This window comes from Microvirga sesbaniae, assembly GCF_025460805.1.
Lineage (GTDB): Bacteria > Pseudomonadota > Alphaproteobacteria > Rhizobiales > Beijerinckiaceae > Microvirga > Microvirga sesbaniae.
Map to the genome: position 1 here is coordinate 218,372 of NZ_JAMXFJ010000003.1, position 24,801 is coordinate 243,172.

The 24,801-nt window shown below is 66.1% G+C and carries 22 protein-coding genes and 1 pseudogene; 8 read left to right on the forward strand and 15 right to left on the reverse strand.

The features are described 5' to 3' along the window. Positions 1-170 precede the first annotated feature (170 nt). The 6 genes from OCW50_RS06320 to parE form a co-directional block, all read right to left on the reverse strand. Positions 171-683, reverse strand: a complete 513-nt coding sequence (locus tag OCW50_RS06320) for a hypothetical protein (protein WP_262296849.1) — start codon at positions 681-683, stop codon at positions 171-173. 616 nt (positions 684-1,299) lie between these two features. Next, positions 1,300-1,467, reverse strand: coding sequence for a 50S ribosomal protein L33 (gene rpmG, locus OCW50_RS06325; protein ID WP_173950390.1), 168 nt, complete (start codon positions 1,465-1,467; stop codon positions 1,300-1,302). A 203-nt stretch (positions 1,468-1,670) separates the two neighbouring features. Next, positions 1,671-2,396, reverse strand: coding sequence for an NUDIX hydrolase (locus tag OCW50_RS06330; protein ID WP_262297023.1), 726 nt, complete (start codon positions 2,394-2,396; stop codon positions 1,671-1,673). Continuing rightward, entirely contained in the window at positions 2,374-2,856 is a 483-nt protein-coding gene (locus OCW50_RS06335; RefSeq protein ID WP_262267862.1) for a DUF983 domain-containing protein, read from the reverse strand. Before OCW50_RS06335 ends, OCW50_RS06330 begins: the two co-directional genes overlap by 23 nt. 15 nt (positions 2,857-2,871) lie before the next feature. After that, a complete protein-coding gene (rnr, locus tag OCW50_RS06340) occupies positions 2,872-5,151 on the reverse strand; it encodes a ribonuclease R (RefSeq protein ID WP_373371328.1) in 2,280 nt (759 codons plus the stop codon). Positions 5,152-5,890: 739 nt separating this feature from the next. Then, a complete protein-coding gene (gene parE, locus OCW50_RS06345; RefSeq protein ID WP_262296851.1) occupies positions 5,891-7,951 on the reverse strand; it encodes a DNA topoisomerase IV subunit B in 2,061 nt (686 codons plus the stop codon). A 244-nt stretch (positions 7,952-8,195) separates the two neighbouring features. On the opposite strand from parE, the gene OCW50_RS06350 reads away from it, so the two are divergent. Then, a complete protein-coding gene (locus OCW50_RS06350) occupies positions 8,196-8,384 on the forward strand; it encodes a hypothetical protein (protein WP_262267859.1) in 189 nt (62 codons plus the stop codon). On the opposite strand, the gene OCW50_RS06355 is transcribed toward OCW50_RS06350, so the two are convergent. From OCW50_RS06355 to OCW50_RS06365, 3 genes are all read right to left on the reverse strand, one after another. Further along, positions 8,381-8,878, reverse strand: coding sequence for an MgtC/SapB family protein (locus tag OCW50_RS06355; RefSeq protein ID WP_262267858.1), 498 nt, complete (start codon positions 8,876-8,878; stop codon positions 8,381-8,383). The two genes, OCW50_RS06350 and OCW50_RS06355, sit on opposite strands and share 4 nt — an antisense overlap. Positions 8,879-8,883: 5 nt before the next feature. Then, positions 8,884-11,592 (reverse strand): type I DNA topoisomerase, encoded by a 2,709-nt coding sequence (gene topA, locus OCW50_RS06360; protein WP_262296852.1) that lies wholly within the window; start codon positions 11,590-11,592, stop codon positions 8,884-8,886. A 137-nt stretch (positions 11,593-11,729) separates the two neighbouring features. Continuing rightward, positions 11,730-13,364 carry an isovaleryl-CoA dehydrogenase gene (locus OCW50_RS06365; protein ID WP_262296853.1) on the reverse strand — a complete coding sequence of 545 codons (1,635 nt, stop codon included), beginning with the start codon at positions 13,362-13,364 and terminating at the stop codon, positions 11,730-11,732. A 109-nt stretch (positions 13,365-13,473) separates the two neighbouring features. Between OCW50_RS06365 and OCW50_RS06370 the strand changes: the two genes are divergently transcribed. From OCW50_RS06370 to dprA, 4 genes are read left to right on the forward strand one after another with little or no spacing between them, the layout of a single operon-like run. Next, complete coding sequence (locus tag OCW50_RS06370; RefSeq protein ID WP_262296854.1) at positions 13,474-14,421, forward strand: aspartate carbamoyltransferase catalytic subunit; 948 nt, start codon at positions 13,474-13,476, stop codon at positions 14,419-14,421. A gap of 8 nt (positions 14,422-14,429) precedes the next feature. Continuing rightward, positions 14,430-15,722, forward strand: coding sequence for a dihydroorotase (locus tag OCW50_RS06375; protein WP_262296855.1), 1,293 nt, complete (start codon positions 14,430-14,432; stop codon positions 15,720-15,722). Between the two features lie 10 nt (positions 15,723-15,732). Next, positions 15,733-16,335, forward strand: a complete 603-nt coding sequence (gene plsY / locus OCW50_RS06380; protein WP_262296856.1) for a glycerol-3-phosphate 1-O-acyltransferase PlsY — start codon at positions 15,733-15,735, stop codon at positions 16,333-16,335. A 3-nt stretch (positions 16,336-16,338) separates the two neighbouring features. Further along, complete coding sequence (dprA, locus tag OCW50_RS06385) at positions 16,339-17,526, forward strand: DNA-processing protein DprA (RefSeq protein ID WP_262296857.1); 1,188 nt, start codon at positions 16,339-16,341, stop codon at positions 17,524-17,526. 104 nt (positions 17,527-17,630) lie between these two features. Here dprA and OCW50_RS06390 read toward each other — a convergent pair whose 3' ends face one another. Both OCW50_RS06390 and OCW50_RS06395 read right to left on the reverse strand, forming a co-directional pair. Next, positions 17,631-17,873 (reverse strand): hypothetical protein, encoded by a 243-nt coding sequence (locus OCW50_RS06390; protein ID WP_262267851.1) that lies wholly within the window; start codon positions 17,871-17,873, stop codon positions 17,631-17,633. A gap of 94 nt (positions 17,874-17,967) precedes the next feature. Further along, a complete protein-coding gene (locus OCW50_RS06395) occupies positions 17,968-18,894 on the reverse strand; it encodes an AEC family transporter (protein WP_262296858.1) in 927 nt (308 codons plus the stop codon). A gap of 160 nt (positions 18,895-19,054) precedes the next feature. Here OCW50_RS06395 and arfB point away from each other — a divergent pair, with 160 nt between their 5' ends. Further along, a complete protein-coding gene (gene arfB, locus OCW50_RS06400) occupies positions 19,055-19,477 on the forward strand; it encodes an alternative ribosome rescue aminoacyl-tRNA hydrolase ArfB (protein ID WP_262267849.1) in 423 nt (140 codons plus the stop codon). 207 nt (positions 19,478-19,684) lie between these two features. On the opposite strand, the gene OCW50_RS06405 is transcribed toward arfB, so the two are convergent. The 4 genes and pseudogenes from OCW50_RS06405 to epmA form a co-directional block, all read right to left on the reverse strand. Beyond that, entirely contained in the window at positions 19,685-20,047 is a 363-nt protein-coding gene (locus tag OCW50_RS06405; protein WP_262296859.1) for a hypothetical protein, read from the reverse strand. 241 nt (positions 20,048-20,288) lie between these two features. Continuing rightward, a pseudogene (locus OCW50_RS33650) lies at positions 20,289-20,549 on the reverse strand (SPW repeat domain-containing protein); the annotation flags it as partial. Positions 20,550-20,638: 89 nt separating this feature from the next. Next, positions 20,639-21,688, reverse strand: coding sequence for a lysine-2,3-aminomutase-like protein (locus OCW50_RS06410; protein ID WP_262296860.1), 1,050 nt, complete (start codon positions 21,686-21,688; stop codon positions 20,639-20,641). Further along, positions 21,685-22,749 (reverse strand): EF-P lysine aminoacylase EpmA, encoded by a 1,065-nt coding sequence (gene epmA / locus OCW50_RS06415; protein WP_262296861.1) that lies wholly within the window; start codon positions 22,747-22,749, stop codon positions 21,685-21,687. The genes OCW50_RS06410 and epmA overlap by 4 nt, the downstream gene beginning before the upstream one ends. A gap of 105 nt (positions 22,750-22,854) precedes the next feature. Here epmA and efp point away from each other — a divergent pair, with 105 nt between their 5' ends. Beyond that, positions 22,855-23,457: an elongation factor P gene (efp, locus tag OCW50_RS06420; RefSeq protein ID WP_262267844.1), complete on the forward strand. Its 603-nt coding sequence runs from the start codon at positions 22,855-22,857 to the stop codon at positions 23,455-23,457. A gap of 140 nt (positions 23,458-23,597) precedes the next feature. Continuing rightward, entirely contained in the window at positions 23,598-24,782 is a 1,185-nt protein-coding gene (locus OCW50_RS06425; RefSeq protein WP_262267843.1) for an aminotransferase, read from the forward strand. Positions 24,783-24,801 lie beyond the last annotated feature (19 nt).

Genomic DNA, 24,801 nt, shown 5'->3' on the forward strand with positions numbered 1-24,801 from the left:
CTTGAGGAGTCGGATGGCAGACCTAAAGAGAGCTTTCTGTGGGTTTGCGCATCAAACCGTGGCCAGCGCTGTCGCATATCGGCTTCAAACGTCAAAGGCTCCAAAATAACCTAGCAGGGCCAGCATGGGCCTCGGCGGGTCGATCCCGCCGAGGCCGCTTCTCATTCTCGTTAGAGCAGGTCTGCCACCTCATCGTGATCATCTGCCCCGTACAGCCTGCTCATAGTCTCGGTTAATACGTAGGGGCCGTCATGCGTCTCGATCTCCACCGCGACTTGTTCCAAGATGTGTGGGAAGAGTGCTGCGAGCTGGGGATCTCGTTCCTTGAACCACTCGAGTACATCTAGATTGAAATCCTCGACCAGATCGCCTGCATAGGGTTTGTCGTCGTATGCATATACGATCTTTCCTGCCCGTCGCGCCTCTCGGAACATCTCTTTCCAGAAGCGATAGACAGTCTGCCGGGTCCACCCTGACAATCTGCTGAGAGGGCCTTCCACGAGCCACTCGCCGGCTTCAAGGTCTTCGATCATACTTGACCAGCGCGAGTACCCGTGTTGCTGAGCGGCCTGTTGTTGGGCCTGCATCCGCTTTAGGCCTTCTTCTTTCTTGAGAAGAGCTACGAGTCCCCTTAGCTGCTCAATAAGCAGTGTGTTGTCGGCAGGACCCCATTCGTCCTTCATGATCGACTCCATCTGATAACAGGTTTCGCCGAGTGTCCACATTCGATGAAACCCGCTCCAGTGCGGAGTAGGTCATGAGAACATTAAGAAGAATGAGCTTGCGTTACACTTTGCCTGGGTGGACACGCTGGACTGCTCAGAAAGCCCATCAACAAGGATAAAGATTTTTCCGGGACATGAAAGCTGAATCTAACCTCTTCTTACCTGTGTAGGGCGCGAGAGAAGGTTGCAATGTCCATAGCAGGGTGACGTTCTTGTACAACGGGTCCGATGCTGTCGGCGGCCCGGCTCACTGGGTAGCCGGCTTGTTCATGATTGGTGCGTTCCTGGGTCAGTAAGAAATAGTTTGCTGCTGAGGGGAGGATCGAGTCCACGAGACGGCAACGGCAGTTTTGGATTGCCGTGGAGAAAGAGTGTCGGCCGATCTATGCGTAATTCCGTTTCGTGGTGTCGCGGGCCGCTTTTTCGGCATCGTTGCTGGGCAGGTGCCTGAAATCAGCATACCCAACCATCGCAGCGCGAGAGTACAGTTACCCCTATGTTACCCAGAACGAAAAAACCGCCCCTGTTATGAGGCGGTTTTGTCAATATTTTCAAACGCTTACTGGGGAGTCAATTACTTGATCTTGGCTTCCTTGAACTCGACGTGCTTCTTCGCGACCGGGTCGTACTTCTTGAAGCTCATCTTCTCGGTCATCGTGCGCGAGTTCTTCTTCGTCACGTAGAAATAGCCCGTGTCGGCGGTGGAGACGAGCTTCACTTTGATCGTTGCGGCTTTGGCCATGGTCGGGACCTCTTGTTCGGTTCGGCGCTCGGTTGGCCCCAGGGCCTAGCCGAAACGCAAAGGCCGGGCGAGCCCGGCCGGAAAATCGTGCCGTTCCCATGCCCGATTACGGGCGGGCAGTCAAGGGAGAAGGGGACCTCCCGGTGCTTTCCGGGCTCCGGCAGGCGACGTTCCGGTCGAAAACCCCCTGTGCGAGCGCCCTGTCACAGACGCTCCCGCACGAAACGGCCGCGCTGTTGGTGGAAGAAGGGGACTGGCAGCTCATGGGCGAACCCGGCGGCGATTCTGGCTTCCAGCTCATCCAGGACAACCGTCGTGATCGGCGGCAGATCGAGGGCCTTGGCCTGGGCGATGGTCACCCAGGCGAGTTCCACCAGTTCGGCCTCCGGCCCGACCACGCCCTCGACCTCCGCGGCGATGGACGCGCGGTCGGCCGCGAAGAAGCGGGTATCGAAGCGCCTGACGCGTTTGGGAGGCGTGATCGCCCGGCCGATGAAATGCAGCGCCTCGAGGTCCGGGAAGACGCCATGCTCCCGGAACGACTCCCAGACGGTCCCCGCGGGGACATTCTCCGGCGCACCATAGTCCCGGGTCCCGAGCAGCAGCCCCGTCTCCTCGAAGGTTTCGCGGATCGCCGCCAGAGCCAGCGCCCGGCTTCGCTGGGCCGAGGGACGGGCGACCCGCCCCATGAGCGCGCGTTCGGCGCGAGGGTGGAGCGCGCCGGCGACGGTCATCGACCGGTCGCCGGCCTCGATCCGCCCGCCCGGGAAGACGAATTTACCCGGCATGAACTTCAGGCCCTCATGGCGCTTGCCCATGAGGACCTTCGGGTGCTTGCCCTTTCGGTCGATGACGATGAGGGTCGCAGCGTCGACGGGACGGAGTGTCGGGAGGGTGGGATTGGTCTCAGCGGAAACGAGGCGATCCATCCTCGCCAGGGTCTCGGTGTCCGTCACGGGCATGGTCCTCGTCGGCGTTCGTCTTGGCTCGGGCAGCGCCGAAGCCGTGCATCCCTAACGCGTATTGCAGCCCGACGACAGCGCCTTTCACCGGCTGGAGCAGGGCCAGGCACAGGATCAGCGTCAGGGCCGGCCAGGTCGCCAGGTGCACCCACATGGGCATCTCGAGCTTGGTCTCGGTCATGAGGATGCCGTACCCGATCAGGTGTCCCACGAGGAAGATCACGATATAGGGCGGGAGGTCGTCGGCCCGGTGATGGTGAAACTCCGTCCCGCAGACCTCGCAATGATCCACGACCTTGAGGAAGCGGCCGAAGAGCCGCCCCTGGTCGCAGGCCGGGCAACGGCCCATGAAGCCGCGTCTCATGGCCGGAATGGCCTTCACCTCATGCCGGCTGGCCGGGGAGGCGGTCTCGATCGTCAACGTCATCCATCGATCCTTCCGTCAGCCGCGTCCGCGCCGCTTGACCTTCACGCGGGTCGGCGGGCGCCCCGGAGAGCGGCCCCTGGGGGACGGCCCGGCGCCTGGTGTTGCTCCGCGCGGGGGACGCTTCGCGCCTTGCCTGGACGCTCCGCTCCGGCCGGTGAAGCGTCCCTTCGTGAGGATCTCGAAGCGCAGCGCGCCGGCGACGGGGGCCGCCTCGACCAGCTTCACCTCCACCCTGTCTCCGAGACGATAGGTTTCCCCCGTGTCGTCCCCGCGCATGGAATGGGTCTTCTCGTCGTAGCGATAATAGTCGTCGCCGATCGTGGCCGCCGGAACGAAGCCGTCCGCGCCGGTGTCGCTCAGCTTGATGAAGAGGCCCGCCTTCGACACCCCCGAGATCTGTCCGGAGAATGTGGCCCCGATCCGGTCGGCAAGGAAGTGCGCGATCAGGCGGTCGATTGTCTCACGCTCCGCCGCCATCGCGCGGCGCTCCGCGGCCGAAATCTTGGCGCTGATCTCGATCAGCTCGGCCCGGGTCGTGTCCGGCGGCAGACCGTCCCGGCCCAGCTTGTTCGCGGCGATCAGCGCCCGGTGGACGATCAGGTCGGCATACCGGCGGATGGGAGAGGTGAAATGGGCGTAGCGCCGGAGATTCAGGCCGAAATGGCCGTAGTTCTCCGCCGCGTACTCGGCCTGGGACTGGGAGCGGAGCACCACCTCGTTGATGAAGAGCTGGTGCTCCGTGTTCTCGACGCTGCGCAGGATGCGGTTGAACAGTTCCGGCTTGAGTGCCCCCTGGCTCGGGACCTTGAGGCCGATGGAGGCAAGCACCTCGCTCAAGGACCGCATCTTCTCGAGCGAGGGCTCGTCATGGACCCGGTAGATCAGGTCCGAACCGGCCCTCTCGAGGCTCTCGGCCGCGGCCACGTTGGCGAGGATCATGAACTCCTCGATCAGCCTGTGCGCCTCGAGGCGTTCCGGCACGAACACGCGGTCCACGGTGCCGTCGGGGTTGAGCACGATCTTGCGCTCGGGCAGGTCGAGGAACAGCGGCTCGCGGATGTCCCGGGCTCTCTTGACCAACGCGTAGCCGGCCCAGAGAGGCTTGAGGATCGACTCGAGGATGGGCTCCGTCACGGGGTCGGGCCGGCCGTCGATGGCCGCCTGGGCCTGCTGGTAGGACAGCTTCTCGGCCGAGCGCATCATGACCCTGTGGAAGCTGTGCCGGATCTTGCGGCCGTCGGGGCCGATCACCATCCGGACCGCGAGGGCAGGGCGGTCTTCGCGCGGCCTCAAGGAGCAAAGGTCGTTGGAAATCCGCTCCGGCAGCATCGGGACGACCCGGTCGGGGAAATAGACCGAGTTGCCACGCTCCTGCGCCTCCCGATCCATGGCCGAGCCGGGGCGGACATAGGCGGCGACGTCCGCGATGGCCACCGTGAGGACGATGCCACCCCGATTGTCCGGGTCATCGTCGGGTGCCGCATGGACGGCATCGTCGTGATCCTTCGCATCGGGCGGGTCGATCGTGACGAGGGGCAGGTCGCGCCAATCCTCGCGACCGTCCAGGGCCGCGGGCTTCGCGCCTGCGGCCTCGTCCAGCACCGCTTTCGGAAATTCGTTGGGGATGTTGTGGGCGTAGATCGCGATCAGGCTGATGGCCTTCTCCGATTGGATCGTGCCGAGGCGCTCCTTCACCTTGGCCGTGGGAAGGCCGAACCGGCCGTGCCTCACGACCGCCACGGAGACCAGGTCGCCGTCCTTCGCCTCGCCTTCGTCGCCGGGCCTGATCTGGAGTTCCTGATCGCGCGCCTTCTTGTCGACGGGCACGAGCCGGCCGCCGCCTTCGGGCAGGGCTCGAAACAGGCCGAGCACCTGGGCCTGCTTCTTGGCGATAATCTTGGTCACGCGGCCGGAATAGCGGTGGATGTCGCCGGGCTTGAGCGGGTCGACCCGCAGCAGCGCCCGGTCGCCGACGCCCGCGACGGGCATGCCGGGGCGCGGCTTGCGCGGCGACAGGATGATGATCGTCGGGATGGAGCCGTGCTCCTCCTCGTCCCACTCGGTCGGGACGGCAATCAGTTCACCGTCCTTGTCCCGCCGGGTGATGTCCGCCAGAACGACCGGAGGGAGCTGACCGGCCTTGTGCACCGTCTTGCCCCTGCGATCGAGGACTCCCTGATCCTCCAGGTCTCGGAGGACCTGCTTGAGCCAGACCCGGTCGTCGCCCTTGATGCCGAAACGCTGCGCGATCTCCCGTTTCCCGACCTTGCCCTGGGCATGGGTGATGAAGGACATCACCTCCTCGCGGGAGGGAAGGGACGGCTGGTCGGCTTTCGGGCGTTTGGGCAAGGGGCGTTCTCGTCAGGTTCACGGGGTCTTGTCGCATGCAAGCCTGGCCGCGGCTAGAGCATCGGACCCGAAAGTGGAATCCACTTTTGGGATCGGATCCGATGCTCAATCCCTTGAGCGGCGCACCGTTCGACGCGAAAAACCGGGTCCACTTTTCCGTCCGATGCGCTAGTCCAGCCGGCCCGCCATCCTGAAGACGCCCCGGCACGGCAAGAGATCCATGGGAGGCAGGATCCACAGGAGGCAGGATCCACAGGAGACGGAAGCTGCACGGCAAAAAAATAAGGCCCCGAAACCGGAGCCTTTGAGGGACCGGCCCGTGGGGGCAGAATGAGCCGGTGAGCTTGTAGAACGCCATGGAACGGGGTTGGTTCCAGCGGTTCCGAAAATTTTTCGAAATATTTTCGTGGAGCCGGTCCGACACCCTCCCACGTCATGGCCGGCCAGTGATCACGCGCTTCTCGCCGGCCATCCCGATAAGGTGAAGCGCGGCGCCTCTCAGAAGCGGGATCACCGGGACAAGCCCGGTGATGACGTGGTGTGTGTGTGAGCGGGTGATGACACCCTCTCACGTCATGGCCGGGCCTGTCCCGGCCATCCCGATCGGAAGAGCGCCGCGCTTCACCGAATCGGGATCACCGGGCCGGTGACGCCATCGGACCGCGGACTCTCAAGAGGAACCCGATCAGATATCCAGATCCGCCTCGTCCGCGAAGGCTGCGCGCTCCTGGATGAAGGCGAAGCGGGCCTCGGGCTTATTGCCCATCAGGCGCTCCACGGCGTCGCTGGCCTCCGGCTTGTCGTCCGCCTCCACGACGACCTTCAGCAGCAGGCGCTTCTTCGGGTCCATGGTGGTTTCCTTGAGCTGGCCGGGCAGCATCTCGCCGAGGCCCTTGAACCGGCCGATCTCGACCTTGCCGCTGCCCTTGAAGACCGTCTTCATCAGCTTTTCCCGGTCCGCGTCGTCCCGGGCATAGGCCGATTTCGAGCCCTGGGTCAGCCGGTACAGGGGCGGGACCGCCAGGTACAGATGCCCGTCGTCGATGAGCTTCGGCATCTGCCGGTAGAAGAAGGTGATCAGCAGGGACGCGATATGGGCGCCGTCCACGTCCGCGTCGGTCATGATGACGACCTTCTCGTAGCGCAGGTCCGTGGACTTGTAGTGTGAGCCCGTCCCGCATCCCAGCGCCTGCACGAGATCGGAGAGCTGCTGGTTCTGGTGCAGCTTCTCACGCCCGGCCGAGGCCACGTTCAGGATCTTGCCGCGAAGGGGAAGCACCGCCTGGGTGGCGCGGTCCCGCGCCTGCTTGGCGGAGCCGCCCGCCGAATCGCCCTCGACGATGAAGAGCTCGGAGCCCTTGGCGCCGGCATTCGAGCAGTCGGCGAGCTTGCCCGGCAGGCGCAGCTTGCGGGTGGCGGTCTTGCGGGCGACCTCCTTCTCCTGGCGGCGGCGCAGGCGCTCCTCCGCCCGGTCGATCACCCAGTCCAGCAGCTTGTTGGCCTGCTGCGGGGCCGCCGCGAGCCAATGGTCGAAGGTGTCGCGGATCGCGTTCTCGACGATGCGACCGGCCTCGACGGTGGCCAGCTTGTCCTTGGTCTGGCCCTGGAACTCGGGCTCGCGGATGAAGACCGACAGCATCGACGCGCAGGTGGCCATCACGTCGTCGGTGGTCACCGCCGCCATGCGCTTGGACTGGCCGACGCGCTCCGCGTGCTCGCGCAGGGCGCGCAGGAGGGCGATGCGAAGCCCATTCTCGTGGGTGCCGCCCTCGGGGGTCGGCACGGTGTTGCAGTAGGAGGTGGAGAACCCGTCCTCGTTCGCCATCCAGGCGACCGCCCATTCCAGCGAGCCATGGCTGCCGGGCTTGGTGATCTTGCCGGCGAAGATCTGGTCGGTGACCAGCTCCTTGCCCTCGATGTCGTGGAGCAGGTAGTCCTTCAGGCCGTTCGGGAACTTGAAGGTGGCTTCCGCCGGTACGTTCTCCAGGCCTTCGATCAGGGACGGAGCGCATTTCCAGCGAATCTCCACGCCGCCGAAGAGATAGGCCTTGGACCGGGCCATCTTGAACAGGCGGCGGGGCTGGAAGTGGGCCTCCTTGCCGAAGATCTGCCAGTCGGGCTTGAAGCGCACCTTCGTGCCGCGCCGGTTGAGCACGCGGCCCACGGTCTCGAGCTTGCCCTGGGGAAGGCCGCGGGCGAAGATCTGGCGGTACAGGGTCTGGCCGCGCGCCACCTCGACCTCGAGAATCTCGGACAGGGCGTTGACCACGGACACGCCGACGCCATGCAGACCGCCCGAGGTCTCGTAGACCTTCGAGTCGAACTTGCCGCCCGCGTGAAGGGTGGTCATGATGACTTCGAGGGCCGACTTCTTCGGAAATTTCGGGTGCGGGTCCACCGGGATGCCGCGCCCGTTGTCCGTCACGGACAGCCAGCCGCCTTCCTCCAGCTCCACCTCGATGAAGCTCGCATGTCCTGCGACCGCTTCGTCCATGGAGTTGTCGATCACCTCGGCGAAGAGGTGATGCAGGGCCTTCTCGTCCGTGCCGCCGATATACATGCCGGGACGGCGGCGGACGGGCTCGAGCCCCTCCAGCACCTCGATGGCCGAAGCGTCATAGCCGGCTTCCCCCGGCGTGCCCTGCTGGGGAGCGGGCCGGGACACCTTCACGGCGGCGTTGCGGGCCGAGGCAGGCGCCGCGCGCTTGGCGCTCGCGCCCCCGAAGAGATCGTCGTTGTCTGTCATTGGGACCTTGGTCCGGGCTGATGATTCGCGTTTCTTTACACTATTTCTCATTCCGTTTTTATACGAGAACAAAACGGAAACGGGAAGGGCGGTCGGCACGAAAAGGGGACAAATGTTCAATCAGGTTAGGCCGTAAAGGTTACCAACGTTTGCCTCTAAAGAATGTCTTCCGGCTGTCATGCGGAACTGTTTAAATTCCATTCACGTTGAATGGTTAAGCATGAGCTTAGCAGGAGAAACGGACGTGACGACGCGGACGAGCTTGGGACCGGCGCAGAAGCTTCATTTGGACCGCGCGGCACGCAATGCCGGCGAGGCCTTCGCGTTCGACGAGCCGGATGTCACGCGCACGGCCCACCGCTCCTACGGGTCGAGCCTGATCTGGCTCTCCATGGCGGCCGTGGCCGTTCTGGGCCTCGGGCTCGTCTTCTAATCGTCCTCATCGGCGTCTTCGCTCCGGCCGAAGACGCGGATCAGGATTTCCTCCATCCGCTTGCCGAACGTCAGAAGAAACAGGGTCACCAGGGTGCCCGTCACCGTGATGAACCAGGCGCCCAGGCCTGCCGTCACGCCGAGGCCCGCCGCAATCCAGACAGTCGCTGCCGTCGTCAAACCCTGCACCTGCATCTGGTCACGACCGCGGAGAATCGCGCCGGCGCCCAGAAAGCCTAGGCCGGTCATGATGCCTTGGACGACGCGGCTGACCGCGTCCTGACCGAAGTGCAGGCCCTCATAGACCGAGCCGGACAGAATCACGAGGGCGGCCCCCAGGGCCACGAGGCCGAGCGTGCGCATCCCGATCGGCTTGTTGTGGATGTCCCGGTTGATACCCACCACCATGCCGGCGATGGCTGCGCCGCACAGGCGCAGCATCATCTCGATCTGGTCGTCATATTCGACCGACAGCCAGGACAGCCACTCCCGCATCGGGATCAGCCTGCCTTGGCGGTCTTCTTGGCCGGGGCCCTCTTGGCCGCCGGCGTCTTGGCCGCTGCCTTTTTCGCCGCCGTCTTGGGAGCGGCTTTCTTGGCCGCAGACTTCTTGGCCGCAGGTGCCTTGGCGGCCGCCTTCTTGGCCGGGGCCCTGCGGCCGCGGGCGGCCTTCTTCGACGGAGCGGCGGCGCGACGGACCTTCAGAAGCTCGACGGCCTCGTCCAGAGTCACCGCATCCTGGGCCATCGTCCGAGGCAGGGTGGCGTTGGTCTCGCCGTCGGTCACGTAGGGGCCGAAGCGTCCCGCCTTGACCACGATGGGCTTGCCGGATTCCGGATCGTCGCCCAGCGCCCGGCCAGGATCGCCCGCCCCGCGTCGGGCCCCTCCGCCGCCGCTCTCCTTGGTGACGATCAGGTCGATGGCGCGGTTGGCCCCGATCTCCAGCACGTCGTCGCCGGGCCCGAGATTGGCGTAGGTCTTGCCGTGCTGAACATAGGGCCCGTAGCGGCCGATGCTCGCCAGAATCGGTTCGCCCGATTCCGGATGGGTCGCCACCTGCCGCGGCAATGCCAGCAGCTTCAGGGCCTTCTCCAGATCGACGAGCGCCGGCGACAGGCCCTTGGGCAGGGACGAGCGCTTGGGCTTCTCGCCTTCGCCGAGCTGCACGAAGGGACCGAACCGACCGTCGCGCAGGGTGACGTCCAGACCCGTCTCGGGATCGGTGCCCAGCACCTTCACGCCAGGCTGCCCGCCGTTCTCCGACGAGCCGTCGCCTTCGCCTTCCACGCCGCTGGCGGCAAGCTGTCGGGTGTACTTGCACTCCGGGTAGTTCGAGCAGCCGATGAAGGCGCCGAACTTGCCGAGCTTCAGCGAGAGCTGGCCGGTGCCGCAGGTCGGGCAGGTGCGCGGGTTGGATCCATCACCCTTGTCCGGAAAGATGTGCGGCCCGAGAAGCTCGTTGAGGGCATCGAGCACTTCCGTGGTGCGCAGCTCCTTGGTCCCGCCGATGGCGGCCGAGAAATCGCGCCAGAAGTCGCGCAGCACCTGCTTCCAGTCGATCTCCGAATTGGAGATCCGGTCGAGCTGCTCCTCGAGGTCCGCCGTGAAGTCGTATTCCACGTAACGGCGGAAGAAGCTTTCCAGGAACGCCGTGACGATCCGGCCCTTGTCCTCGGGCACGAGCCGCTTCTTCTCGATCCGCACGTATTCCCGGTCGCGCAGGGTCTGGAGCACGGCCGCGTAGGTCGAGGGGCGTCCGATGCCGAGCTCCTCCATGCGCTTCACGAGAGAGGCCTCCGAGTAGCGGGGCGGCGGCTCGGTGAAGTGCTGGGAGGCGTTGATCCGGCGGCGCTCCAGAGGATCGCCCGCCTTCATCGGGGGAAGACGTCCCTCGTCCTCGTCGCCCTCGTCGTCCTTGCTCTCGTTGTAGAGCGTGAGGAAGCCGTCGAACTTGATCACCTGGCCGGTGGCGCGAAGGTCGAGCTTGCGCGGCCCGACCCGGGCGGCGATGTCGGCCGTGGTGCGCTCGAGCTCGGCCGATTCCATCTGGCTCGCCACGGTGCGGGTCCAGATCAGGTCGTAGAGACGGGCCTGCTCGGGCTCCAGGTACTTGGCCACAGCCTTCGGCAGACGGCCCATGTCCGTCGGCCTGATGGCCTCGTGGGCCTCCTGGGCGTTCTTGGCCTTGGTCGAGTACTTGCGCGGGGCGCCGGGAACGTAGCGCTCGCCGTATTCCTTGCCGATCACCCGGCGGGCCGCCTGGACGGCTTCGGGCGCCATGTCCACCCCGTCCGTTCGCATATAGGTGATGAGGCCGACCGTCTCGCCCCCGATATCGACGCCTTCGTAGAGACGCTGCGCGATGCGCATGGTCTGGGCCGGCGCCAGGCCGAGCTTGCGGGAAGCCTCCTGCTGCAGGGTCGAGGTCGTGAAAGGCGGATACGGATGGCGCTTGGCCGGCTTGGCCTCGATGTTGGCCACCGAGAAGGTCGCCAGCTCCAGGTCCTTCTTGAAGGCTTCCGCGTCCTTGCCGTTGCCGATGTCGAGGCGCTGGATCTTCTTGCCGTCGGCGCCGACGAGCCGCGCGTCGAACACTCCGCCGTCCTTCGTCGCCAAGGTGGCGATCAGCGACCAGTATTCCCTGGGCTTGAAGGTCTCGATCTCGAGTTCCCGGTCGCAGACGAGGCGCAGGGCCACCGACTGCACGCGGCCGGCCGAGCGGGCCCCCGGCAGCTTGCGCCAGAGGACCGGCGAGAGGGTGAATCCCACGAGGTAGTCCAGGGCCCGGCGGGCCAGATAGGCGTCGACGAGCGCTTGGTCGATCTCCCGCGGCTGGCGCAGGGCGGCCTGGACGGCATCCTTGGTGATGGCGTTGAAGGTCACCCGCTCGACGGGCAGGTCCTTGAGGGCGCGCTTCTCGCGCAGGGCTTCCAGGACGTGCCAGGAAATGGCCTCGCCCTCGCGGTCGGGGTCGGTGGCCAGGATGAGCTTCTCGGCCCCCTTGATCGCCTTGGCGATATCGGAGACGCGCTTCGAGCCCCGGTCTTCGAGCGTCCAGATCATGCGGAAATCGGCATCCGGGTCGACCGAGCCGTCCTTGGCGGGCAGATCGCGGATATGCCCGAAGGAGGCCAGGACCTCGTAATCCTTGCCGAGATATTTGTTGATCGTCTTGGCCTTCGCAGGCGACTCGACGACGAGGACTTTCATGAACGACTTCCTAAAAGCGGGAGCAGGCGGATGCCCTGTCTCCAGGGCAGATGCGCCGGTCAGCCCTTGGCCAGCGCAGGGCGGGATAAGTGGTAGATGATCGCCGACAAGTCAAATCGGACTTGTACGGATGTTTCCTATATGGCCACGAATGCCCGCTCCAGCAAGGGATTCACCGCTCCTCCCAGGTCGTTGGCGCCGATCATCCGCGACGGAACGGCAAGGCGGGTCAGGGCATAGACCTCGGCGATGTCCGGCGGTGCGGACCGGGTCAGGGCCGCGGCGGCGGCCAGGACGAAAAGCCGTTCGGCCACGAATCTGGCCTTCGCCTCCGCGTCGGTGGATTGCAGGGCCAGGACGATGTCCCGGGCCGCATCCGAGGCGCCCGGAAGATCGCCGGCATCCTTCATCAGGCGCTCGAGAACGGAGGCGGCGACCTCGGGCTCCCGGTTCTCGGCGCGCAGGATGTCGAGGGCGATCACGTTGCCGGAGCCCTCCCAGATCGCGTTGACCGGCGCCTCGCGATACAGCCGGGGCAGGGCGCTCTCCTCCACGTAGCCGTTGCCGCCGAGGCACTCCATCGCCTCGTAGAGGAGCCGCGGGGCAGCCTTGCAGATGCCGAACTTGGCCGCCGGGGTCACCAGACGGGCAAAGGCGGCCTCGCGGCCGTCCGCCTGCCGGAGGTCGAAGCTGTCGGCCACCCGCAATGCGAGGGCCGTCATGGCCTCGCTCTCCAGGGCGAGGTCGGCGAGCACCATGCGCATGGCCGGCTGGTCGACGAGCCGCTTCTGGAACACGCTGCGGTGCCGGACGTGGTGGGCGGCAAGGGCCAGTCCCATCCGGACGAGCCCGGCCGAGGCCACGGCACAATCGAGCCGGGTCAGCTGCACCATGTCGATGATGGTGCGCACCCCGCGACCCTCCTCGCCGATCCGCCAGCCGAAGGCCTCCTGGAACTCGACCTCGGAGGAGGCGTTCGAGCGGTTCCCGAGCTTGTCCTTCAGCCGTTGCAGCCGCAGGGCGTTGAGGGAGCCGTCAGGCCGGAAGCGGGGGGCGAGGAAGCAGGTGAGCCCGCCGGGCGCCTGGGCGAGCACGAGGAAGGCGTCGCACATGGGGGCAGACATGAACCACTTGTGACCGGTCAGCTCGTATTCGTCTCCGGCTTTGGGTTCGGCGCGGGTCGTGTTCGCCCGGACGTCGGTGCCGCCCTGCTTCTCGGTCATGCCCATGCCAAGCGTGACGGCCTGCTTCTCCCAAAAGGGGATGAAGCGGGAATCGTATGCGCGCGAGCGGATTTTCGGCAGCCACTCGGCGAGCCGGTTCGGCGAGGCGGCGAGCGCCGCGACCGACGCATGGGTCATGGTGATGGGGCAGACATGCCCGCTCTCGACGCCTGCCGCCGTATGGAGCCGCGCGGCCCGCGCCACATGGGCATGGCCGGTCCGCGGCTCGTCCCAGGTCGAGGCGTGCAGGCCGTCCTCCATGCTGGCCCGCATGAGCAGGTGATAGGCCGGGTGGAACTCCACCGCGTCGATCCGGTAGCCCCGCGAATCATGGGTGTGCAGCTTGGGCGGGTTCTCGTTGGCGAGCCGGCCGATGTCGAGCCGCTCCGCCGATCCCCAGGCCGCGCCGAAGTCCAGGAGCCGCTCTCCCTCCATTGCGACGCCGCTGGCCGTCAGGGCGTCGAGCAGGGGCCGGTTGGCGGCGATCAGGTTCACGTCGCCGAACGGGGGCGGCTGATTGATGACGTCGTGGGTCTCGAACGCGTGCATGGTGACCGCCCTTCAGCACAATCCCTGATGATTCTAGGGTTGAAGCGCGTCCCGCGTAGAGACCCTGCTTGCGGCGGTTTCCCGGAGCGCCTATAGCCATCGCTTTAAGATGACTGACGCCCCCCGATCCGTTTTTCCCCACCGGCATCTCCTCGGCATCGAGGGGCTGTCTCCCCTGGACATTCAGGCGCTGCTCGATCTGGCCGACGAACAGGTCGAGGTGAGCCGCCAGATCGAGAAGAGCAAGTCGACCCTCAGGGGCCGGACGCAGATCAACCTGTTCTTCGAGGCCTCCACCCGCACCCAATCGTCCTTCGAGATCGCCGGCAAGCGGCTGGGCGCCGACGTGATGAACATGCAGGTGGGCTCATCCTCGGTGAAGAAGGGCGAGACCCTCATCGACACGGCCGTGACCCTGAACGCCATGCGGCCCGACATCATCGTCGTGCGCCACCATGCGGCCGGCGCGGTGCATCTTCTCGCCCAGAAGGTGGATTGCGCGGTGGTCAATGCGGGCGACGGCGCCCACGAGCATCCGACGCAAGCTCTGCTCGACGCTCTCACGATCCGCCGCAACAAGGGACGGATCGAAGGCCTGACCGTGGCGATCTGCGGCGACATCCTGCATTCCCGCGTCGCCCGCTCCAACATGATCCTGCTCGCCGCCATGGGCGCGCGGGTGCGCCTCGTGGCGCCCTCGACCCTGCTGCCGCCCGGGATCGCCCGGCTCGGGTTCGAAACCTTCACCAGCATGGAGAAGGGGCTCAAGGATGCGGACATCGTCATGATGCTGCGCCTGCAGCGCGAGCGCATGAACGGGTCCTTCGTCCCCTCCGTGAAGGAGTATTTCCGCTTCTACGGCCTCGATCAGGAAAAGCTTGCCTTCGCGAAGCCCGATGCGCTGGTGATGCATCCCGGCCCCATGAACCGGGGCGTGGAGATCTCGTCGGACGTCGCGGACGGCGCGCAGTCGCTCATCCGCGAGCAGGTCGAAATGGGCGTCGCCGTGCGCATGGCGGTGCTGGAGGCTCTGGCGAGCCATCTGCCGAACCGGTGAGGCGCGTCATGAGCAACCAACCCGTCCTCTTCAAGAACGCCCGTCTCATCGATCCCGCCCGCGACCGCGAAGAGCGGGGAGGCGTGCTGGTGCGCGATGGCCTCATCCAGGCGGTCGGACCGCAGGTGAGCGAGGCTTCCGACGCGCAGGTGATCGATTGCGGCGGGCAGGTGCTGGCCCCTGGCCTCATCGACATGCGCGCCTTCATCGGCGAACCCGGAGGGCCGTACCGCGAGACGCTCAAGAGCGCCGGCGAGGCGGCGGCGGCCGGCGGCGTGACCACGGTCGTGTCCATGCCCGACACCAGCCCTGCGCTCGACGATCCGGCCGTCATCGACTTCATCGTGCGCCGCGCACGGGACACCTCCATGGTCAATATCCGCCCCGCGGCGGCGCTGACGAAAGGGCTCGAGGGGCGGGAGATGGTCGAGATCGGCCGCCTCAGGGAGGCCGGCGCGATCGCTTTCACGGACGGTGCCCGCTCGGTCACGAACGCCCAGGTGATGCGGCGGGCCCTCACCTATGCGGGCGATTTCGACGCGCTGATCATCCATCACGTCGAGGATCCCGACCTCGTCGGGCAGGGAGTGATGAACGAGGGCGAGTTCGCCTCGCGGCTGGGGCTCCCGGGCATCCCGCGGGAGGCCGAGACGGTGATGCTCGAACGTGACGTCCGGCTCGTGCGCCTCACGGGCGGGCGTTACCACGCGGCGATGATCTCCTGCGCCGATTCGGCCGAGATCATGCGCCATGCGAAGGATCGGGGGCTGCCGGTGACCTGCGGGGTCTCGATCAACCATCTGGCGCTCAACGAGAACGATATCGGCGATTACCGCACCTTCCTGAAGCTCTCGCCGCCCCTGCGCCACGAGGACGACCGCCAGGCCGTGATCGACGCCCTGGCCGACGGGACCGTCGACGTGATCGTCTCCGACCACAATCCACAGGATGTGGAAAACAAGAGGCTGCCCTTCGCCGAGGCGGCCGACGGGGCCGTGGGGCTGGAAACGCTGCTCTCGGCGGCCCTTCGGCTCGTCCATTCGGGCCGGCTTTCCCTTCCGAGGCTGCTGCGGGCCATGTCCTTGCGGCCCGCTGAAATCCTGGGGCTTCCGTCCGGCCGGCTTTCGGCGGGCGCTCCGGCCGATCTGTTCGTCTTCGATCCGGACGCGCCCTACGTGCTCGACAAGCGCCACCTCAGGTCCCTGTCCAAGAACACACCCTTCGACGAGGCGCGGCTGGAGGGGCAGGTCTCGACCACGATGGTTGGGGGCAGGGTGGTCTTTCGGCGCGATACGATGTAACGAGAAGAGAATGTCCGACGAAGTCAACCTCCTCCACCTGCTGGCCGCCCTGCTCTTCGGCTATCTTCTGGGCTCGATTCCGTTCGGCCTGATCTTCACCCGCATGGCCGGCCTGGGCGACGTGCGCAAGATCGGCTCCGGGAATATCGGCGCCACCAACGTGCTGCGCACGGGCCGCAAGGGTCTCGCCGCGGCGACGCTCGTAGCCGACGCCCTCAAGGGCACGGTCCCGGTGGTGATCGCCGCGCAGTGGGGGCCGCAATTTGCGACGGTCGCCGCCCTCGGCGCCTTTCTGGGCCACCTTTTTCCCGTCTGGCTCGGGTTCAAGGGCGGCAAGGGCGTGGCCACCTTCATCGGCGTGCTGATCGGCCTGAAGCCGCTGGCGGCGCTCATCTTCTGCCTGATCTGGCTCGGAGTGGCATTCGCCTCCAAGTACTCCTCGCTCTCCGCTCTGATCGCCAGCGCGGCCACCCCGATCGTCCTGTGGCTGCTGGGCGAGCCCGGCATGGCCGGGATGGCGGTCATCCTCGTGGCGCTGCTGTGGTGGAAGCACAGCCAGAACATCAGCCGCCTTCTGGCCGGGACAGAAGGCAAGATCGGCCAGAAGGGATAACCCATGATTCTCACGGATGAGCAGCGGCTCGATTGGCTTCGCCTCATCCGCTCAGAGAAGGTCGGACCGCGCACCTTCCGCGCGCTGATCAACCAATACGGGGGCGCCGCCGGCGCCCTGGAGGCCTTGCCCGATCTCGGACGTCGCAGCGGAAGCCCGGGCCTGAAGGTCTGCACCCGGGCGGAGGCCGAGACGGAGATGGCCGGGGCGGCGCGCCTCGGCGTCCGCTTCATCGCCATGGGCGAGCCCGATTACCCGAAGACCCTTCAGGCCGTGGATACCGCGCCGCCGCTGATTGCGCTCCGGGGTTCGGCCGGGATTCTGGCCAAACCTTCGGTCGCCGTCGTGGGATCGCGCAACGCGTCCGCGTCGGGCCTCACCTTCGCTGAGCGCCTGGCGCGGCAGCTCGGCGAAGCCGGCTATTCGGTCGTGTCGGGCCTGGCGCGCGGCGTCGACACGAGGGCCCACAGGGCGAGCCTGGCAACCGGCACCGTCGCGGTGCTGGCCGGCGGACATGACCGGATCTACCCGGTTCAGAACGCACCGCTCGTCGAGTCCATCGTGGAGCAGGGCGGGGCCGTGCTCTCCGAGATGCCCATGGATTGGGAGCCTCGCGGGCGGGACTTTCCGCGCCGCAACCGGATCGTGTCGGGCCTCTGCTACGGCGTGGTGGTCGTCGAGGCGGCGCGGCGCTCGGGTTCTCTTATCACGGCCCGGTTCGCCCTGGAGCAGGGACGCGAGGTCTTCGCCGTGCCGGGTTCACCCCTCGATCCCCGCGCGGAGGGAACGAACGATCTGATCCGCGAAGGTGCCACCCTGTGCGCCAGCGTCGAGCATGTGACGAGCGTCCTGGAGCCGCTGATCGCATCCGGCCCCCGCCTCGATCAAGGTGCGGAGGAGCCGATCCATGTCCTCGGTTCGGAAGAGCTCTGGGACGAGCTGGATCTTCCCGACGTCCTCCGAGCGCCCGTGCGCCCGATCATGCCCGAGGCCGGGGCGGACGATGCAACCGGTGACGTCCAGTCCGACCTGGTGGCGTTTCTCGGCCCTTCGCCGGTGACGGTTGACGATCTGGTCCGGCAATCCGGCCTGTCGATCCGCAACGTTCAGATGGCTCTCCTGGAACTTGAGATCGCCGGACGGCTCGAGCGGCACGGCGGCAACGCGGTCTCGTTGATCGCCAGCCCCTAGCGCATCGATCCCGAAAGTGCGGCCACTTTTGCGCCCGATGCTTTTGGCTTTTGCCTGAAGCATCTTTTCACGCAAAACCGGTTCCCACTTTTGCGCCCGATGCTCTAGCGGTCCTCGCCGGGAGCCTCGCGAACGCGGACGGCTTCCAATCTGGCCATGTCCAGCAGGTAGGCCAGGAGATCGAGCTTCGCCTCTCGGGCGAGGGAAGAGAGCACGGCGGAAAACTCCGAAATGTACTCGGCCGTCTCGGTGACCGACATCTCCGGCCGGCCCGCATCGGCCGCCTGGCCTCCGGGCTGTTCGTTCGCCAGGGAGGGGAGGAAGGATCGGTGCGGAGGTTTGGCCATCGATGCCGACGCTGTCTCTATGTTTCACTGGCTCTAGATAGCAGCACAACCAAAAATAAGACAAGGCCGTTTAATTAAGCTGCAAGTTGTATCATCAACCGAGCACTGAAATCAGGAGTGGCATCGAGATCAGGGCCAGCAGGGTCTGCAGGGTCAGGATCTCGGCCATGAGGCCTGCATTGCCGCCCATCTGGCGTGCCAGCACGAAGGCGGCGCTGGCCGAGGGTACGGACGATGCGACGATGGTCACCGTCAGGTCGTCGCCTTCCACGCCGATGAAACCCGCGTAGGCGACGGCCATCACCGGCATCAGGACGAGCTTCAGGCCGGCTGTCAGCAGGTGCGGGATTCCGGGACGGGCGAGCCTGCGGATGTCGAGGCCCGCGCCGACGATCAGCAGACCGGCCGCGAGCGCCGCGCGCCCCATGACGTCGATATACGCGGCCAGAGGCTTGGGCAGCGGCGGCACCAGGACGTTCAGCAGAAGGCCGATGGCGCAGGACCAGATGAACGGATTGGTGACGAACGAGCGCAAGATGTCCCAAGGGCTTTGCTTGGGCCTGCCGGCGAAACGGATGAAGACGTAGAAGGCGAGCAGGTTGAGGAGCGGCACCATGGCCGCGATGGCAACTGCGATCAGGGCGATCCCCCGCTGGCCGTAGAGACTTCCCGCGACCGCCAGCCCGACGAAGGTGTTCCAGCGGGTCGCGCCCTGGAAGATCGACGTGAAGCTCGGGCCGTCGATCCCGAGCCTGCGCTCGAGGATGGGGCGCAGCCCCAGGACCAGCACGGCCATGGTCAGGATGGCGCCGACCAGCGCACCGCCGACACCGAGGACGGGGACCGAGGTCAGATCGGCCCGGGAGAGGGTGTCGATGATGAGGGCCGGGAAGAAGATCACATAGGTGGCCCGCTCGAGACCGGCCCATTGCGGCTCACTGACGAAATTCGTCACCCGGCAGAGCCATCCGGTGGCGATGATCAGGAAGGTGGGGATCAGGCTGGCGAGAATGGCAGACATGGAGAGCCATGGGAGAGGCCGGACCTTGCGATCCGGAAAAGCGGGGTGCATGAGGCGCTTAAGACGTCTCGAGCCCATCGACAAGCGCCGGATAAGCTTGCATTGGAATTCCGCTCCGATGCTCCACTTGTCCTAATCCGCGTCCGGTCCGAGGCCCTTGATGATCCAGGTGACGAATTCCATTGCCCTCGACGAGGCGGAACTCCAGGAAAGCTTCATTCGCGCGTCCGGACCGGGAGGCCAGAACGTCAACAAGGTCGAGACCGCGGTCCAGTTGCGCTTCGACGTTCGCCACTCTCCTTCGCTGCCGGATTTCGTGAAGGAGAAGCTGGAACGGCTTGCCGGGAAGCGCATGACCAACGACGGTGTTCTCGTGATCACGGCCCAACGCTTCCGCAGTCAGGACCGCAACCGCGAGGATGCGGTCGCGCGTCTGGTCGAACTGATCCGGCAGGCGACGGAGCGCCCCAAGCCGCGCCGGCCCACCCGCCCGACCCTGGCTTCGAAGAAGCGCAGGCTCGAGGCGAAAGGGCGGCGGTCCGAGATCAAGAAAGGGCGCAGCGGCAAGCCGGGCTTCGACTGAAGCATCGGACGTGAAAAGTGGACTTGCACTTTTGGGATCCATCCGATGCTTTCTTCTTGAATGAGAGCATCGGTCAGAACGGACCCAGCGGGCCGCGCCAGCGACCCGAAGGGCCACGTCAGTGAAAACCGGATCCACTTTTCCGTCCGATGCTCTAGAGGACTGGACCCAGAGAAGGTTTCACTTTTGGGTCCGGTGCTCAGGCCGTCATCCCTGAAGGACGATGCCGCCGAATCCGAGCAGGTCGGCGAAGACGGCCAGCACCACGCCCAGGCCGACCAGGCCGAGACCGGTCAGAAAGTACCGGACCGAGCGGTTGTACCGCTTGAGCTGGAGCGACGAGACAAGGAGCAGGTCGGCCAGGGCCTTGACCTGAAGGGCCAAGCCGACCGTGATCAGCGCGACCGACACCAGATCCGAATGGGCCCATTCGCCGGGCAGCGCCGACCAGCGGCTCAGAAAGCTCAGAGAGAATCCGACGACCACGCCGATCGCCGTGATCGAGCCGTTGCGGAATGTGGAATCGACGCGCTGGTGCTCTTCGGCCGGCTTGGCCGCATCGTTCGCCATCGTCGGGCTCCGCCTCCGGCAGGTTCCGATGAACCCGCTTCGCGGCGATCTTAGCGCACTTTCCCGCGAGGGTCCTCCCGCGACGGCCGAACCGGGTCTCAGTCGTAGTCGCGGGTCACGCCGATTTCCGTCGTTCCGGCGACGGGGTTCGTCGTGAGGGCGACGGCGATCTCGAACACGCCGAGGATGAGATGGGGCCAGGACACCTGATCGGAAAAGCCGAAGAGCCAGGGGAGGCCGCCAGAAGCAGTCCGCCGGCCCCGTCGACCCCAAGATGAGCCCGCATGGGGATCAGCCGTCCCGGCGACAGCTCGTCGTCCGTTATGGGGCTCATGACCAGGATGGCCGCCCCGAGGATCATGGGCACCCATCGGGCCGGCCCATTGTCGGCGAAGCCGAGCACGAAGGGCGCCATGATCAGGGCGAGCCCGGTCGGGCAGTCGATGGCAGCGTGGATACGGGTCGGGATGAAAGGCACGAATGAACGATCCTCATCCGGCATGGCCGCACAGGTGCAAGGGCGCGGCGATCAAAGCACGCCCGCCTGAAATGTTCTCGGGCTGAACGGATAAGTCTATGAATGGACTTATGTTATCGGTCCGGCGGATAGGTGTGCTCGCGGCCCCTGTAGTCCGAGACCGAGTAACAGCCCTCTCGGCCCTGGATCGCATCGGGACCGATGACCGCCTTGCCGTGACCGCCCGGGATGTCGAGGATGTAGGTCGGCTGGCACAGTCCCGAGATTCGACCTCGCAGACCGGCGACGAGGGCCCGGCCTTCCTCGATCGTCAGGCGGAAGTGGCTCGTCCCGGGGGCCAGGTCCGGATGATGCAGGTAATAGGGCTTTACCCTCGTCTCCACGAAGGCGCGCATGAGGGCCGCGAGCGTATCGGGATCGTCGTTGACCCCTCTCAGCAGCACGGACTGGCTGATCATGACGATGCCTGAATCGACGAGCCGCGCGCAGGCGGCCCGGGCCTCGGCCGTTAGCTCGCGCGGGTGATTGGCGTGAAGGGCCACGTAGGTTGTCTTGCTGCTCGCCTTCAGGGCCGCGATCAGGGCTTGGTCGACCCGCTCCGGCTCGACCACGGGCACGCGGGTATGGAAACGAACGATCTTCACGTGATCGATGGCGGAAAGCCGCTCCATGATCTCCGCGAGACGACGAGGGGACAGAACCAGCGGATCACCCCCGGTCAGGATCACCTCCCAGATCTCCGGGTTGCCGGCGATATAGGCGAAGGCTCGGTCCATGGCGTCCGGCGACAGGGTGCCGAGCCCCTGGGGCCCGACCATTTCGCGGCGGAAGCAGAAGCGGCAATAGACCGGGCAGACATGCACGGCCTTGAGCAGGACCCGGTCCGGGTAGCGGTGAACGATGCCTTCGACGGGGCTGTGCGAAAGATCGCCGATCGGATCGGCACGCTCGTCCGGCATGATCGTCAGTTCGGCGGCATCCGGCACGAACTGACGGGCGATCGGGTCCTGCGGATCGCCCCGGTCGATCAGCGCGGCCATGGCGGGGCTGATCGCGATCGCGTAGCGCTCGGCCACGGCTTCGATCGCCGCGCGCTCGTCCGGACCGACGAGGCCCGCCTCGGTGAGTTCGACAGGGGTGCGGATGGGGCGGATCGCGTTCAACGGCCCGTCTCCGGCACGGGCGCCCAGAGCACCTGGTCGATGCGCGCGGCCCCGGTGGCGAGCATCACGAGGCGGTCGAAGCCAAGAGCAATGCCGCTCGCCTCGGGCATTCGGGCCAGCGCTGCCAGGAAATCCTCGTCCACCGGATAGCTCTCGCCGTAGATCCGCATTTTTTCCGCCATTTCCGCCCCGAAGCGCCGCCGCTGCTCGGCCGCGTCCGTCAGTTCGCCGAACGCGTTGGCGAGCTCGACCCCGCAGGCATAGAGCTCGAACCGCTCCGCCACCCGCCGGTCGCGGGCGCTCGGGCGGGCGAGGGCCGCTTCCGCGACCGGGTACTCGTCCAGGATCGTGGCGCGACCGAGGCCGAGATGGGGCTCGACACGCTCCACGACGACGCGGCTGAACAGGTCCGCCCAGGTGTCGTCCCCGGCCACCCGAATGCCCGCCGCCTTCAGGCCGGCGGCCAAGTGGTCCCGATCCGTCGCGCCGCTCGCGTCGATGGAGGCGAGGAGGTCGATTCCGGCAAAGCGGTCGAACGCCTCGGCCACGCTCAGGCGCTCCGGCTCACGGAACGGATCGGCCTCGCGGCCGCGCCAGGCGAGGGTGCGGGTTCCGGCGGTTTCCGCCGCCAGGCGCAGGATCTCTACGCAGTCGCGCATGAGAGCCTCGTAGCCTTCGCCTGCGCGGTACCATTCGAGCATGGTGAATTCCGGATGGTGCAGGGGGCCGCGTTCCCGGTTGCGGTAGACATGGGCGAAGCAGGCGATGCGGGTCTCGCCGGCCGCCAGGAGCTTCTTGCAGGCGAATTCCGGAGAGGTGTGCAGGTAAAGGGGCGCCCGCGAGCCGTCGAGGCCGACGGCCTCCGTGACGAAGGCGTGAAGATGCGCCTCGTTGCCCGGCGAGGTCTGGAGCGTAGCCGTGTCGACTTCCACGAAATCCCGTGAGGCGAAGAACGCCCGGACGCCGGCCTGGATCCGATTCCTGCTCAGAAGGAAGGGCCGGCGGTCCGCATGGACGTGGGGCATCCACCAGGGAGAGGGGGAAGGTACGGGTCGATCCATTCCAGAGGGCTCATCAAGGTCGGACTGGCGATTTTCGCGAAGATAGGCTACTGCGGCTCGGAAAACCGGTTTCGGTGCTCCTGAAGGCTCGGCGACCCGACCCTCATGACGCGCCCCTATCTGTCACAAGGAAAGCTTCCCGTGAAGGTCATCGCCTCAACGCTCCGCAAAGGCAACGTCGTCGACATCGACGGCCGACTCTATGTGGTTCTCACCGCTCAGAATATCCACCCCGGCAAGGGAACGCCGGTCACCCAGCTCGACATGCGCCGCATCTCCGACGGCGTGAAGGTGTCCGAGCGCTACCGCACCACCGAGCAGGTCGAGCGGGCCTTCGTGGAGGACCGCGAGCACACCTTCCTCTACGAGGACGGCGAGGGGTTCCATTTCATGAACCCGGAGACCTACGACCAGGTGACCGTGCCCGAGGACATCATCGGCGACCAGAAGGCCTATCTCCAGGAAGGCATGGCCGTGATGCTCTCGACCCATAACGGTGTTGCCATCGCCATCGAGCTGCCGGCCCGCGTCACCCTCGAGATCACCGACACGGAGCCGGTGGTCAAGGGTCAGACCGCGTCGTCGTCCTACAAGCCCGCCATGCTGTCCAACGGCGTGCGCACCCTGGTGCCGCCCCACATCACGGCCGGCACCCGCGTCGTGATCATGACGGAAGACGGTTCCTACGTGGAGCGTGCGAAGGACTGATCCTTCGCTCCTGGCCTCGTGGCCGGCATCCGCCGGCCGAGGAGGCAGGCGGACCAATCAGGTCTTGAAGGGCAGGACGTTTGGGTGAACCCTCACCGGACATCCTGCCCTTTTCTCTTTTGTCGGAATCGGATGGCCTCATGACCCGCGGTCTCGCGAACCCCATCAACCCTCTCGTCGCCGATGTCGGCTCTCCGCCGATTCCCGAGGCTCAGGCCTGGACGAAGCGCTATGACGGCTCCCTGGGTCCGCTGATCAACCTGTCGCAGGCCGTCCCGGGCAATCCGCCCCATGCCGAGCTGCTCGCCCGGATGGGGGCTGCCGCGGGCTCTGCGGCCGGCTCGCAATATGGGCCGATCAATGGGGACGCGGATCTGCGACAGGCCTACGCGGCGGATCTGTCCCGCTTGTACGAGGGCCGGATCGGACCCCAGGACACGGCGGTGACCGCCGGCTGCAACATGGCGTTCTTCGCCGCCATGATGCTGCTCGCCCGCCAGGGCGACGCGGTGCTCCTGCCGACGCCCTGGTACTTCAACCACCAGATGACGCTCGACATGCTCGGCATCGAGCCGCGCCCGCTCCCGTGCCGGGCGGAGAACGGGTTCGTGCCCCGGGTGGAGGATGCGGAGCCCCTGCTCGACGGGACGGTTCGGGCCATCGTTCTCGTCACGCCCAACAATCCCACCGGCGCCGTTTATCCCGCGCATGTGATCGAAGGCTTCGCACAGCTCTGCGCCAGACGCGGCATTTATCTCGTGATCGACGAGACTTATCGGGACTTCCTGCCGCAGGGCATGAACCGCGCGCACGGTCTGTTCATTGGCGAGGAATGGCGCAACACGGTGATCCAGCTCTATTCCTTCTCGAAATCCTACGCGATCCCGGGTCATCGCACGGGAGCCATCACGGCCGATGCCCCGCTCATCGACCAGATCGCCAAGATACTCGACTGCATCCAGATCTGCGCGCCCCGGACGGCCCAGGCTGGGCTGCCCTGGGCCATCGACGCCCTGCGCGACTGGCGCGAGGACAACCGGGCCGAGATCAACCGGCGTGCACAGGTTTTTCAGGAGGCGCTCGCGCCGCTGCCGGAATGGAAAATCGAGTCGGTCGGGGCCTATTTCGCGTATCTGCGTCACCCGTTCCCGCAGGCCAAGGCCCAGCAGGTTGCGGAGAAGCTTGCGACGGAGCGAGGGGTCCTGTGCCTGCCGGGGAGCTATTTCGGGCCCGGTCAGGAAGGACATCTGCGCGTTGCCATCGCCAATGTCGGAGCCGATGTCCTGAAGGGACTCACGGATCGGTTCAAGGAGTTCCGGCTCTGACCGTCCCGGAAGGGGTAGG

Coding starts and splice junctions, on each gene's coding strand:
- OCW50_RS06355 (WP_262267858.1), bottom strand. CDS start 8,878: ATGCGGGAGTGGCTGTCCTGGCTGTCGGTCGAATATGACGACCAGATC.
- OCW50_RS06370 (WP_262296854.1), top strand. CDS start 13,474: ATGACTGACGCCCCCCGATCCGTTTTTCCCCACCGGCATCTCCTCGGC.
- rnr (WP_373371328.1), bottom strand. CDS start 5,151: ATGTCCTTCATCACCCATGCCCAGGGCAAGGTCGGGAAACGGGAGATC.
- parE (WP_262296851.1), bottom strand. CDS start 7,951: ATGACAGACAACGACGATCTCTTCGGGGGCGCGAGCGCCAAGCGCGCG.
- plsY (WP_262296856.1), top strand. CDS start 15,733: ATGTCCGACGAAGTCAACCTCCTCCACCTGCTGGCCGCCCTGCTCTTC.
- arfB (WP_262267849.1), top strand. CDS start 19,055: ATGATCCAGGTGACGAATTCCATTGCCCTCGACGAGGCGGAACTCCAG.
- OCW50_RS06375 (WP_262296855.1), top strand. CDS start 14,430: ATGAGCAACCAACCCGTCCTCTTCAAGAACGCCCGTCTCATCGATCCC.
- rpmG (WP_173950390.1), bottom strand. CDS start 1,467: ATGGCCAAAGCCGCAACGATCAAAGTGAAGCTCGTCTCCACCGCCGAC.
- OCW50_RS06320 (WP_262296849.1), bottom strand. CDS start 683: ATGAAGGACGAATGGGGTCCTGCCGACAACACACTGCTTATTGAGCAG.
- epmA (WP_262296861.1), bottom strand. CDS start 22,749: ATGGATCGACCCGTACCTTCCCCCTCTCCCTGGTGGATGCCCCACGTC.
- OCW50_RS06335 (WP_262267862.1), bottom strand. CDS start 2,856: ATGACGTTGACGATCGAGACCGCCTCCCCGGCCAGCCGGCATGAGGTG.
- OCW50_RS06330 (WP_262297023.1), bottom strand. CDS start 2,396: ATGGATCGCCTCGTTTCCGCTGAGACCAATCCCACCCTCCCGACACTC.
- OCW50_RS06405 (WP_262296859.1), bottom strand. CDS start 20,047: ATGGCGAACGATGCGGCCAAGCCGGCCGAAGAGCACCAGCGCGTCGAT.
- OCW50_RS06425 (WP_262267843.1), top strand. CDS start 23,598: ATGACCCGCGGTCTCGCGAACCCCATCAACCCTCTCGTCGCCGATGTC.
- OCW50_RS06395 (WP_262296858.1), bottom strand. CDS start 18,894: ATGTCTGCCATTCTCGCCAGCCTGATCCCCACCTTCCTGATCATCGCC.
- OCW50_RS06365 (WP_262296853.1), bottom strand. CDS start 13,364: ATGCACGCGTTCGAGACCCACGACGTCATCAATCAGCCGCCCCCGTTC.
- OCW50_RS06390 (WP_262267851.1), bottom strand. CDS start 17,873: ATGGCCAAACCTCCGCACCGATCCTTCCTCCCCTCCCTGGCGAACGAA.
- efp (WP_262267844.1), top strand. CDS start 22,855: ATGACGCGCCCCTATCTGTCACAAGGAAAGCTTCCCGTGAAGGTCATC.
- dprA (WP_262296857.1), top strand. CDS start 16,339: ATGATTCTCACGGATGAGCAGCGGCTCGATTGGCTTCGCCTCATCCGC.
- topA (WP_262296852.1), bottom strand. CDS start 11,592: ATGAAAGTCCTCGTCGTCGAGTCGCCTGCGAAGGCCAAGACGATCAAC.